The sequence below is a fragment of the Streptomyces sp. NPDC051218 genome (assembly GCF_044455475.1).
Taxonomy (GTDB): domain Bacteria; phylum Actinomycetota; class Actinomycetes; order Streptomycetales; family Streptomycetaceae; genus Streptomyces.
Genome location: NZ_JBITEU010000002.1, coordinates 610113 through 622085 on the forward strand (window position 1 = coordinate 610113; position 11973 = coordinate 622085).

The 11973-nt window shown below is 71.3% G+C and carries 11 protein-coding genes; 10 read left to right on the forward strand and 1 reads right to left on the reverse strand.

The features are described from left to right. Positions 1–9 precede the first annotated feature (9 nt). The 3 genes from ACIBCK_RS09145 to ACIBCK_RS09155 all read left to right on the forward strand — a co-directional run bounded on the left by ACIBCK_RS09145 (position 10) and on the right by ACIBCK_RS09155 (position 3059). Positions 10–1335 carry an alpha/beta fold hydrolase gene (locus ACIBCK_RS09145; RefSeq protein WP_399388213.1) on the forward strand — a complete coding sequence of 442 codons (1326 nt, stop codon included), beginning with the start codon at positions 10–12 and terminating at the stop codon, positions 1333–1335. Positions 1336–1376: 41 nt separating this feature from the next. Beyond that, entirely contained in the window at positions 1377–2129 is a 753-nt protein-coding gene (locus ACIBCK_RS09150; protein WP_399388215.1) for a PIG-L deacetylase family protein, read from the forward strand. Positions 2130–2222: 93 nt separating this feature from the next. Further along, a complete protein-coding gene (locus ACIBCK_RS09155; protein ID WP_399388217.1) occupies positions 2223–3059 on the forward strand; it encodes an enoyl-CoA hydratase/isomerase family protein in 837 nt (278 codons plus the stop codon). A 177-nt stretch (positions 3060–3236) separates the two neighbouring features. Here ACIBCK_RS09155 and ACIBCK_RS09160 read toward each other — a convergent pair whose 3' ends face one another. Beyond that, positions 3237–4172, reverse strand: coding sequence for an SDR family oxidoreductase (locus ACIBCK_RS09160; protein ID WP_399388219.1), 936 nt, complete (start codon positions 4170–4172; stop codon positions 3237–3239). Between the two features lie 141 nt (positions 4173–4313). On the opposite strand from ACIBCK_RS09160, the gene ACIBCK_RS09165 reads away from it, so the two are divergent. The 7 genes from ACIBCK_RS09165 (at position 4314) to ACIBCK_RS09195 (ending at position 11862) form a co-directional block, all read left to right on the forward strand. Next, positions 4314–4925, forward strand: a complete 612-nt coding sequence (locus ACIBCK_RS09165; RefSeq protein ID WP_399388221.1) for a helix-turn-helix domain-containing protein — start codon at positions 4314–4316, stop codon at positions 4923–4925. A 79-nt stretch (positions 4926–5004) separates the two neighbouring features. After that, the gene (locus ACIBCK_RS09170; protein ID WP_399388223.1) at positions 5005–5973 is read left to right on the forward strand and encodes an NADPH:quinone oxidoreductase family protein; all 969 of its coding nucleotides are present in this window, start codon (positions 5005–5007) and stop codon (positions 5971–5973) included. Further along, positions 5970–7151: an acyl-CoA dehydrogenase family protein gene (locus ACIBCK_RS09175; protein WP_399388224.1), complete on the forward strand. Its 1182-nt coding sequence runs from the start codon at positions 5970–5972 to the stop codon at positions 7149–7151. The genes ACIBCK_RS09170 and ACIBCK_RS09175 overlap by 4 nt, the downstream gene beginning before the upstream one ends. Next, the gene (locus tag ACIBCK_RS09180; RefSeq protein ID WP_399388226.1) at positions 7148–8275 is read left to right on the forward strand and encodes an acyl-CoA dehydrogenase family protein; all 1128 of its coding nucleotides are present in this window, start codon (positions 7148–7150) and stop codon (positions 8273–8275) included. The genes ACIBCK_RS09175 and ACIBCK_RS09180 overlap by 4 nt, the downstream gene beginning before the upstream one ends. A gap of 122 nt (positions 8276–8397) precedes the next feature. Beyond that, positions 8398–9993, forward strand: a complete 1596-nt coding sequence (locus ACIBCK_RS09185) for an ABC transporter substrate-binding protein (protein WP_399388227.1) — start codon at positions 8398–8400, stop codon at positions 9991–9993. A gap of 32 nt (positions 9994–10025) precedes the next feature. Then, a complete protein-coding gene (locus ACIBCK_RS09190) occupies positions 10026–10991 on the forward strand; it encodes an ABC transporter permease (protein WP_399388229.1) in 966 nt (321 codons plus the stop codon). Then, the gene (locus ACIBCK_RS09195; RefSeq protein WP_399388231.1) at positions 10984–11862 is read left to right on the forward strand and encodes an ABC transporter permease; all 879 of its coding nucleotides are present in this window, start codon (positions 10984–10986) and stop codon (positions 11860–11862) included. The genes ACIBCK_RS09190 and ACIBCK_RS09195 overlap by 8 nt, the downstream gene beginning before the upstream one ends. Positions 11863–11973: the final 111 nt, after the last annotated feature.

Sequence of the window (11973 nt, forward strand, 5' to 3'; positions counted from 1 at the left end):
CGTTCACGTATGCCGCCAGGAGCCCTCTTGACCGCCACCGCCACCTACCGTCAGCCCGGCGTCGTCCTCACCGACCACCGCTTCTCCGTGCCCCTGGACCACGACGACCCGGCGGGGGAGCGGATCGAGGTCTTCGCGCGGGAGGCCGTGGCGAGCGCGCATGCGGACGGGAGCTTGCCGTGGCTGGTGTATCTGCCGGGCGGCCCGGGGTTCGGTGCCAACCGGTTCGTGGGCAAGGAGGCGTGGCTCGGCAGGGCTCTGCAGGACTACCGGGTGCTCCTGCTCGACCAGCGCGGAACCGGCAGCTCCACTCCGGCGACGCGCCAGACGCTCCCGCTGCGCGGCGGCCCTCGCGAACAGGCCGACTACCTCACGCACTTCCGCGCCGACTCCATCGTCCGCGACTGCGAGCTGATCCGCCGCGAGCTGACCGGCGGCGCTCCCTGGACCGTACTCGGCCAGAGCTTCGGCGGCTTCTGCGCGACCCACTACCTGTCGGCGGCCCCCGAAGGGCTGCACACCGCCATCATCACCGGCGGCCTGCCCACCCTCGACGGCCACGCGGACGACGTCTACCGCGCCGCCTATCCGCGCATGGAGCGCAAGACCCGCGCCCACTACGCCCGCTACCCCCAGGATGTCGAGCGCGCCCGCCGTATCGCCGCCCACATCGCCGAGCACGAGCCGGTCCTGAACGGCGGATACCGCCTCACCGTCGAGGCGTTCCAGTCCCTCGGCATGCTGCTCGGCTCGGGCGACGGCAGCCACCGCCTCCACTACCTCCTCGAAGACGCCTTCGTGCGGACCCCGGCGGGGCACACGCTCTCCGACGCGTTCCAGGAAGGCGTACAGGCCGCGCTCTCGCACGGGAGCCACCCCCTGTTCGCGCTCCTGCACGAGTCCATCTACGGCCAGGGCGACCGGCCCACCGACTGGTCGGCGCAGCGGCTGCGAGGCGAGTTCCCGCAGTTCGACCCGGGCAAGGCGCTCGCCGGTGACGCGCCGCTCCTGTTCACCGGCGAAGCCGTCCTGCGCCGGCAGTTCGACTGCGACCCCGCCCTGCGGCCGCTGCGCGAGACCGCCGACCTCCTCGCCGCACGCACCGGCTGGACACCCCTGTACGACACGGCACGCCTCGCCGCGAACGAGGTGCCGGCCGCGGCTGCGATCTACCACGACGACCTGTACGTCGACACCGAGCAGTCGCTGCGCACCGCCCGCTCCATCCGCGGCCTGCGGACATGGGTCACCGACGAGTACGAGCACGACGGACTCCGGGTGGGCTCGCCCCGCGTCCTCGACCGGCTTCTCGCCCTCGCCAGGGGCGAGGCCTGAGCCGCCCTCCGTGCGGGGGCCTGCGCGGCTAGGCTGCGGGCATGACAGTGCCGTTGAACGAGAACGACCAGCTCACCCCCATGCCCGAGGACTGGCAGCGGGCCCTCGCCGTCGTCGCCCACCCCGATGACCTGGAGTACGGCTGCTCGGGAGCGATCGCCGGATGGACGGACGGCGGGCGCGAGGTCGCCTATCTCCTGGCCAGCCGCGGAGAGGCGGGTATCGACACGCTCGACCCCGCCACGTGCGGTCCGCTGCGCGAGCGCGAGCAGCGGGCGAGCGCGGCGGTCGTCGGTGTGTCGGCCGTGGAGTTCCTCGACCACAAGGACGGCGTGATCGAGTACGGGACGGCGCTGCGCCGCGACATCGCCGCCGCGGTCCGCAGGCACCGGCCCGAGCTCGTGATCACGCTCAACCACCGCGACACGTGGGGCGGCGTCGCCTGGAACACCCCGGACCACGTCGCCGTCGGCCGCGCCACGCTCGACGCCGTCGCGGACGCGGGCAACCGCTGGATCTTCCCCGAGCTGATCGAGGAGGACGCGCTGGAGCCCTGGAACGGCGTGCGCTGGGTGGCCATCGCCGGTTCGTCGTCGCCCACCCACGCGGTGGACGCGACGGCCGGGCTCGAGCGCGCCGTGGCCTCGCTCCTCGAACACCGCACGTACATCGAGGCGTTGACGGCGGAGGACCCCGAGAAGTACTGCCGCGAGTTCCTCGTCGGCTACGCGGAGCAGCTGGCGCCGCGTTTCGGCGGTAAGCCCGCGGTGGCCTTCGAGGTCTTCAGTCGCTGACGAGGTCTTCAGGCGCTGAGCCGCCGCCACTAAGCTGACGACGCATCACATTACTGATGGGCCGTCAGAAACGCAGGCAGGAGCTGGTGCTTGATGATCGACACCATCGGCACGGACATCCCGGAGGGCGAGGAGAGGCTGCGCCTCGACATCGAGGACGGCCTGGGCATCCTCACCCTCTGCTACCCGAAGAAGCTCAACGCGTGGAGCTGGGAGTCCACGCGCCAGTTGGGCATCTTCGCCGACCGGATCCGTTTCGACGACTCGATCAGGGCGGTGCTGCTGCGGGCGGAGGGGCGGGCCTTCTGTGCGGGGATCGACATCACCGCGCACATCGGTGGTGTGATCGAAGGCCGTTCGGGCTCCGAGCAGACGCGCAACTACTACGAGGCCCTGCGCTGGGTCCATGAACGGTTCCGCGCCTTCGCCGGCCTTCCGCAGCCCATCGTCGCCGCCGTGCAGGGGTACTGCCTCGGGTTCGGCTTCGAGCTCGCGCTGATGGCGGACGTACGGATCGCGTCCGACGACGCGGTGTTCGCGCTTCCCGAGGCGCAGATCGGTGTCGCGGTGGACGCGGGCGGCGATCTGCGCATCGCGCGCGAGGCGGGCGCCGGCTGGGCGAAAATGCTCTCCCTCACCGGCCGCCGCATCGACGCGGCCACGGCCGAACGGCTTCGGCTGGTGCAACTCGTCACGCCCGTGGACGAGGTGACCAAGACGGCCCGTGAGATCGCCGCGGAGATCGCGGCGAACGGCCCGCTGGCCGTCCAGGGCATCAAGCGGGGCATCGACGCGTACGCGGACGCGGGGATGGGCGCCGCTCTCGACCGGGTCGCGATGAACGCGGCGATCACGCTGACGTCCGAGGACTCGCGTGCGGGGTACGCGGCGAAGGGGGAGAGGCGGACAGCGCAGTTCGAGGGCAAGTAACCGCCACCGCTGCCGCGAAGGGAGCAGGGTCGCGCAGGGTGCGGTCTGGGATACGGGGAGGCGAGGCGCCCCGCATCCCCCCGAGCGTCCGCGTCTCGTCTGCTCGCGCGGCGTGTACCCGCGGGTGCACCAGTCTGTCTCGCCGTCACGGGGGAGGGCCCGGGGTGTGTGGGCTCGCTATCCCCCGAATCGGCCCCGCCCCATCTGCCCCCGCACCGTCACCATTTCCGGGCTCACCAACCCCCGCCGTTGCCAGTTCGCGCCGTCGACCACCAGGGTGTGTCCGGTGATGAAGCGGGCGTAGGGCGAGGCCAGGAATGTCGCCGCCCAGCCCAGTTCGCGTGGGGCGCCTACGCGGAGGGCCGGCTGGCGTGCGTTCAACTCCCCGACTGCCGCGCCCGGTTCACGGGGCTCCGGCGGCGCCGCCCGGTCGAGGTTCGCGCGGATGTCGGGCGTCATGTCCTCGTGCGGCATCAGGCCCGGCACCAGGCCGTTGACCTGGATTCCGTACGGGCCCCACTCCACCGCCAGGGTTTCGACCAGGCTCTTCACGCCTGCCTTGGCCGCCGCGCTGTGGGCGAAGCCGGGGCCGCCCGTCCATGCGTACGACGCCCCGATGTTGATGACGGAGCCGGGCGTGCCCGCCGCGAGATGACGGCGGGCGAACTCCCGCGTCATGAAGAAGGTGCCGTTCAGCGTGATGTCCACGACCGAGCGCCACGCGTTGGGGGACATGTCCTCGGCGGGCACGGGGAAGTTCGCCGCCGCGTTGTTGATCAGGACGTCCGGCAGTCCGAACGCGCTCTGTGCCGCCTCGAAGACCTGGGCTATGCGGTCCGGGTCCCGGATGTCGCAGGGCGTGGCCGCCACCCGCCCACCGAGGCCCGCGAGTTCGTCCCGTGCCGCCTTGAGCCGCTCCTCCTTGCGGCCCGCTATCACCAGATCCGCCCCGAGCCGCGCGAACTCCGTCGCGATCGCCTTGCCGAGGCCGGTCCCACCGCCGGTCACCAGGACCACCACCCCCTCGTACGTTCCTTCGGGCAGGGCGCTCGTGCCCGGCGGGGCGGGGGCCGGCAGCCCCGGCAGCATGCCTTCGTTCGCGTGGTCCGTCATGGCCGCATCGCTATCGCGTAACGCTGTAAAGCTCCATGCCCGGTACGGAATTCATGTCCGCCCCCGTGCTTCCGGGCGGCGCACGCCCCGGATGTGGTGTGCTGGATTGACAATTGACTTTGCCGATACTGCAATGGGGGCATGGCAGACAACGATGACGACAGTGCGCATCTCGACGGCGTCCTGGCCGAGGTGGGCCCCCGCCTTCGGAGAATCCGCAAGGAGCGCGGTGCGACGCTGGCGGGCCTCGCCGCCGCCACCGGAATCTCCGTGAGCACCCTCTCCCGACTGGAGTCCGGCCACCGCAAGCCCAGCCTCGAACTCCTGCTCCCCATCGCCCGCGCCCACCAGGTCCCGCTGGACGAGCTGGTCGGCGCCCCGCCGGTCGGCGACCCGCGGGTGCGGGCGAAGCCGATCGTCCGGCACGGCCGCACGATGGTCCCGCTGACCCGCCAGCCCGGTGGCCTCCAGGCGTACAAGGTGTTCGAGCCCCGGCGTTCCGTGGAGCCCGACCTGCAGACCCATGAGGGGTACGAGTGGCTGTACGTGCTGTCCGGCCGGCTGCGGCTCGTCCTCGCTGATCACGACGTGGTCCTCACGGCCGGCGAGGCCGCGGAGTTCGACACCCGGCTCCCGCACTGGTTCGGGTCCACGGGAGAGGGGCCCGCGGAATTCCTCAGCCTGTTCGGGCCGCAGGGCGAGCGGATGCACGTACGGGCTCAGCCCTCCCGGCAGAAGCGCAAAACGGACTGACGAGACGGTTCCCCTGACTGCAAGCGACCGCTTAGTATGCGACGGAGCTCGGTCTACGAAAGCCCCGTGGAGGCCCCGCATGCAGGCATGGCAAGTGCACCAGAACGGCGAGCCGAGCGCGGTGATGCGCCTCGAAGACGTGGACCGGCCGGTGCCCGGCGAAGGACAGCTGCTCCTCAAGGTCCGCGCCGCCAACATCAACTTCCCCGACGCCCTGCTCTGCCGCGGGCAGTACCAGATCACGCCCCCGCTGCCGTTCACACCCGGCGTGGAGATCTGCGGCGAGACCGAGGACGGGCGGCGCGTGATCGCCAACCCCGCTCTCCCGTACGGAGGTTTCGCCGAGTACGCCATCGCGGACGCGGCGGCCGTGCTGCCCGCGCCCGACGCCCTGGACGACGCCGAGGCCGCAGCCCTGCACATCGGCTACCAGACGGGCTGGTTCGGCCTGCACCGCCGCGCGCACCTCCAGGAGGGCGAGACCCTCCTGGTGCACGCGGCCGCCGGGGGAGTGGGCAGCGCCGCCGTCCAGCTCGGCAAGGCGGCGGGCGCCAAGGTCATCGGAGTCGTCGGCGGCGCCGCGAAGGCCGAGGTCGCGCGGGAGCTCGGCTGCGACCTGGTCATCGACCGGCGTACGGAGAACGTCATCGGCGCGGTCAAGGAAGCCACCGGCGGTCGTGGCGCCGATGTCGTCTACGACCCCGTGGGCGGCGACGCGTACACGCAGTCCACGAAGTGTGTCGCCTTCGAGGGGCGGATCATCGTCGTCGGCTTCGCGAGCGGAGTCATCCCGACGCCCGCGCTCAACCACGCCCTGGTGAAGAACTACTCGGTCCTCGGCCTGCACTGGGGTCTGTACAACGCCAAGGACCCGCAGGCGATCCTGCGCTGCCACGAGGAGCTCACCCAGCTCGCGGCGAAGGGCGCGATCAAGCCCCTCATCAGCGAGCGTGTGCCACTGGGCCAGGCTTCCGCGGCCGTCCAGCGGGTCGCCGACGGTGTCACCACCGGACGGGTGGCCGTGGTCCCGGGCGGAGGCGACGCATGACGGACGCCGCCGAACTGCGCCGCCGGACGCAGGAGTTCCTCGCCGCGCACCCGCCCGCCACCACGGAGCGCGCGGCGTTCCTCAAGGCCCGCTTCGATGCCGGACTCGCCTGGGTGCACTACCCGGAGGGTCTTGGCGGGCTCGGGGCTCCGCGCTCCCTGCAGGCTGTCGTGGACGCCGAGTTGGAGGCCGCGGGCGCCCCCGACAACGAGCCGCGCCGCATCGGGATCGGCCTCGGCATGGCCGCGCCCACCATCCTGCGCTTCGGCACCGACGAGCAGAAGCGCAGCTTCCTGCGGCCGCTGTGGGTCGGCGACGAGGTGTGGTGCCAGCTCTTCAGCGAGCCCGGCGCCGGGTCCGACCTCGCGGCCCTCGGTACGCGCGCCGTCCGTGACGGCGACACCTGGGTGATCAACGGGCAGAAGGTGTGGACGTCCGGGGCGCACGCCGCCCGCTGGGCCATCCTCATCGCCCGCACCGACCCGGAGGTGCCCAAGCACCGCGGCATCACCTACTTCGTCTGCGACATGACCGACCCGGGCGTCGAGGTGCGGCCGCTGCGCCAGATCACCGGCGAGGCCGAGTTCAACGAAGTCTTCCTCACCGACGTACGCATCCCGGACGCGCACCGCCTCGGTGAGATCGGCGACGGCTGGAAGGTCGCGCAGACCACCCTCATGAACGAGCGCGTATCCATCGGCGGCAGCCGCATCCCGCGCGAGGGCGGCATGATCGGCCCCCTCGCCGAGGCCTGGCGGGACCGCCCCGAGCTGCGCACCCACGATCTGCACCAGCGGCTCCTCAAACTGTGGGTCGAGGCCGAGGTCGCCCGGCTCGCCGGGGAGCGCCTGCGCCAGCAGCTCGTCGCGGGGCACCCGGGCCCCGAGGGCTCGGGCATGAAACTCGGGTTCGCCCGCCTCAATCAGGAGATCAGCGGCCTGGAGGTCGAACTCCTGGGCGAGGACGGGCTGTTGTACGAGGACTGGACGATGCGGCGGCCCGCGACGGTCGACTTCGTCGGCCGTGACGCCGGCTACCGCTATCTGCGCGCCAAGGGCAACAGCATCGAGGGCGGTACGAACGAAGTGCTGCTCAACATCGTCGCGGAGCGCGTACTTGGACTACCGTCCGAGCCGCGCACCGACAAGGACGTCGCGTGGAAGGACCTCGCCCGATGAGTACGCAGCCCTCCCCGCCCCCGCAGCCCGCGCCGCGCGACCTGCTGTACTCCGAAGACGAAGAGGCGCTGCGCTCGGTCGTACGCGGCCTCCTCGCCGACCACTGCGACGCCACAGCCGTGCTCGCCCGTACCGAGTCCGCGGAGCCGCACGACCGCGAACTGTGGAAGGCACTCACCGACGGCATGGGTCTCGCGGGCCTGCTCGTGCCCGAGGAGCTCGGCGGCCAGGGTGCCACGCACCGCGAAGCCGCCGTGGTCCTTGAGGAGTTGGGCCACGCGGTTGCGCCCGTGCCGTATCTGACCAGTGCCGTCATCGCCACCGAGACGCTGCTGGCCTGCGACGGCGACGGGGCGCGGGAACTCCTGGCCGCGCTCGCGTCGGGGCGCAGGGTCGGCGTGCTCACCGTGCCACTGACCACCGCTCCCGGTGGCGCCCTGCCCGACGTACGCGTGGAGGACGGCGCGCTGCACGGGAGCATCACGGGTGTCGCCGACGCGGTCGCCGCCGATGTCCTCCTCGTGCCGACGGCCGTGGGGCTGTACGCGCTGGACGCGGAGGAGGCCGGGGTGACCGTCGTGCCCCGGACCTCCCTCGACCCCACCCGGCCACTCGCGACGGTCACCTTCGACGGGGCACGCGCGCGCGTGGTCGCTCCGGAATCCGGAACGCCGGTACGGCGTGGTTTGCGGGCGGGGGCCGGGCTCCTCGCGTCCGAGCAACTGGGCCTCGCCGACTGGTGCTTGACCGAAACCGTCCGGTACACGAAGGAGCGGCACCAGTTCAACCGGCCCGTCGGCTCGTTCCAGGCGCTCAAGCATCGCCTCGCCCAGCTCTGGCTCGAGGTCGTCAACCTCCGCGCCGCCGCCCGCAACGCGGCCGACACCCTCGCCGCCGGGAGCGCGGACGCCGATGTCGCGGCGGCTCTCGCGCAGGCCTACGCGTCGCCCGCCGCGGTGCACATCGCCGAGGAGGCGCTCCAGCTGCACGGCGGTATCGGGATGACCTGGGAGCACCCCGTCCATCTCTACCTCAAGCGGGCCAAGGCCGACTCGATCGCGCTCGGCACGGTGGGGCGGCACCGGGAGGAGCTGGCCGCGCTGGTGGACCTGCCCGCGCCCTGACCTCGGCGGTCGTGGCCATCGTGATCCACTCGGTACGGTCCGCACGTTTTACGCACCCATTACATGAGGCATAATTGCGACCCGTTCGCAATAACGTTTGATCTTCAGTAGGGGTGTGGAGCATGAGGGCCCGATCGATACGGGGCACGGGCGCGGTAGCGGCGGCCGCCTCACTGGCGGTCGCCGCTTCGGCCTGTTCGGCGCCGGGTGACGGCAAGAACGCGGGCGGCGCCAAGGACTCCGCGGTCGTCGGCATCGCGTACGAACCGGACACCCTGAGCCCGCTCCTCGGCTACGGCAAGGACGGCAACTCCAAGATCTTCGACGGTCTGCTCACGCACGACGCCGAGATGAAGCTCAAGCCCGCGCTCGCGGCCGAGCTGCCCAAGGTCGGCGACGACGGCAAGACGTACACGTTCAAGCTGCGCAAGGGCGTCAAGTTCAGCGACGGCAAGCCCTTCACCTCCAAGGACGTCGTCTTCACGTACGAGACGATCCTCGACAAGAAGACCAACAACGCCGCCAAGACCGAGCTCGACGCCGTCAAGAACGTCGAGGCGAAGGGCGACGACACCGTCGTCTTCCACCTCAAGTACCCCTACGCGCCCTTCGCCGAGCGCACCGTCCTGCCGATCGCTCCCGAGCACATCGCCGGCAAGCAGGACGTGAACACCGGTGAATTCACCACCAAGCCGGTCGGCACGGGCCCGTACGAGCTGGTGAAGTGGTCCAAGGGCGAGAAGCTCACCTTCAAGGCCAACCCCGGCTACTGGGGTGGCGCGCCGAAGGTCAAGAACTTCACCATGGCGATCATCAAGGACGACGACATCCGCGCCACCCGGCTCGACGCCGGTGAGCTGGACGGCGCGATCCTGCCGCCCAACCTCGCGAAGAAGTACGAGAGCGACGGCAACAAGAAGTCGTACGCCGCCAAGACCTTCGACTACCGCGTGGTGACCCTGCCCACCGGCAACAAGGTCACGGGCGACACCGACATCCGGCGCGCGCTCGACACCGGCGTGAACCGCAAGGCCATGGTCGACTCGATCCTGGACGGCGCGGGCAAGGAGGCCTACGGCCCCGTACCGACCGACAGCCCCTGGTTCACCAAGGGCACCGAGCGGAAGTTCGACGCCGCCAAGGCCAAGAAGATCCTCGACGACGCGGGCTGGAAGCCGGGCAAGGACGGCATCCGCGAGAAGGACGGCGTCCAGGCGAAGTTCCCGCTCTGGTACCTCTCCGGCGACAAGCTCCGCCAGGACCACGCCCTCGCCTACGCCTCCGACGCCAAGAAGCTCGGCGTCAAGGTCGAGGTGCAGGCCGGCACGTGGGAGGTCATCGAGCCGCGCATGCCCAAGGACGCGGTCCTCGCGGGCGGCGGCTCCCCGGCCGACCCGGACTTCGACCAGTACACCCTCCTGAAGTCCTCGCTCGCCGGTGACGGCTTCAACAACATGGCCCATTACGACAACCCGAAGGTCGACAAGGCCCTCGACGAGGCCCGCGAGAGCGGCGACCACGCCGAGCGGCAGGCCGCGTACGACACCATCCAACGCGAGCTGGTGAAGAACCCGGGCTACACCTTCCTCACCCACATCGACCACCTGTACGTCGTCGACAAGCGCTTCGGCGACCTGACCACCCAGACCGAGCCGCACGACCACGGCCTCGCGTCCGGGCCGTGGTGGAACGTCGAGGACTGGCAGCCGAAGCAGTGAGATCCGCGCTCCGGAAGCTCCCCTGGGGGCCGATGGCGCGCATGACGGGACGGCGGGCCCTGTTCGCCGTCCCGGTCCTGCTCGCCGTGACCTTCGGCGTCTTCGCGATCGCCGCCGCGTCCCCCTTCGACCCCGTCAAGGCGTACGCGGGCACGGCCGGGCTGACCGCCTCGCAGGAGAACCTCGACCAGCTGCGTGCCAACCTCGGTGTCGACCAGCCGCTCGCGCAGCGCTGGTGGGAGTGGCTGACGGCGGCCGTGCACGGCGACCTCGGCGATTCGAGCACCCTGCGCCAGCCCGTCTCCGACGTCATCGGTGAGCGCATCGGCTGGTCCGTGCTGCTCGCCGCCACCGCGTTCCTGCTCGCCATCCTCGTCGGCACCCTGCTCGGCGTCCTCGCCGCGCGCCGCCCCGGCGGCTGGCTCGACCGCGTCGTGACTTCGCTCGCGTACACGCTCGAAGCCGCCCCGCCGTTCTGGATCGGCCTGCTCGCCGTCTGGCTCTTCGCCCTGAAGCTGGGTGTGCTGCCATCGGGCGGGCTCACGGACACCGCGAGCTCGGCCGTGACCGCCGGGCAGGTCGCGAGCCACCTCGTGCTGCCCGCCTGCGTCCTGGCGATCTCGCAGCTGCCGTGGTTCGTCCTCTACGTACGCCAAGGGGTCGGCGACGCGCTCGGCGACGACCCCGTCCGTGGTGCACGCGCGCGTGGCCTCGCCGAACGGACCGTGCTCCTCGGGCACGCACTGCGCTCGGGCATGCTGCCGGTGCTCACGCTGATCGGCTCGCGCGTCCCCGAACTGATCACCGGCGCACTCCTGGTGGAGACCGTCTTCAGCTGGCCCGGCATCGCAGCGGCCACCGTGTCGGCGGCCACCGCCGTGGACTTCCCGCTGCTCGCCGCGCTCACCGTCCTCGCCACGGCCGCGGTGCTCCTGGGCAACCTCCTGGCCGACCTGCTGTACGGCCTCGCCGACCCGAGGGTGGGATTCGATGGCTGAGACGACGACCTGGCGCGCCTCTCTGGGGAGTGCCTCGAAGACTCGTTCCACGCGCGCGTGGCGGGTGCGTTCCTCCGCGGTGATCGTCGCGGCGGTCGTCCTCGCCGTCCTCGTCGTGCCGCCGCTGGTGAACCTCGACGAACAGGCCGTGGACCTCGCGGCCAAGCTGCAACCGCCGTCCTGGGGCCACCCGTTCGGCACCGACGACGTGGGCCGCGACCTGCTCCTGCGCTGTGTGTACGGGCTGCGGGTCTCGCTGCTCGTGGGTGTGGTGGCGGCCGTCGTCGCCACCGTCATCGGTACGGCCGTGGGTGCGCTCGCCGCCGCGTCGGGCGGCTGGGTCGACCGGATCGTGATGCGGCTCGTGGACGTCTTCTCGTCCGTGCCGCACCTGCTGCTCGGCATCTTCATCGTGGCGATGTTCCGGCCGGGGGTCTGGCCGGTGGTCGTCTCCGTGGCGCTCACCCACTGGCTGTCCACGGCCCGCATCGTGCGCGCCGAGGTCCTGTCACTGCGGTCACGTCCGTACGTCGACGCTGCCATCTCCGGCGGTGCGTCGCGGATGCGTGTGACCGTGCGCCATCTGCTGCCCGGCGTACTGCCGCAGGCCGGTCTCGCCGCCGTCCTGATGGTGCCCCACGCCATCTGGCACGAGTCCGCGCTGTCCTTCCTCGGGCTCGGCCTGCCCACCCACCAGGCGAGCCTCGGCACCCTCGTGCAGAGCGCGCGCGGATCGCTCCTCGCCGGGGACTGGTGGCCGACGCTCTTCCCCGGCCTGTTCATCATCGTGCCCACCCTGGCGATCGCGGGCCTCGCGGGCGCCTGGCGGGAACGGATCAATCCCCGGCGCCGATCGGAGCTGATGCTGTGACCGCCGAAACCGAGACCGAAACCGAAACCGAGACCGAAACCGAGACCGAGCCCGTCTCGTCCCCGACCTCGCCGCCCCCGGTGCTTTCCGTGCGCGGTCTCTCCGTACGGT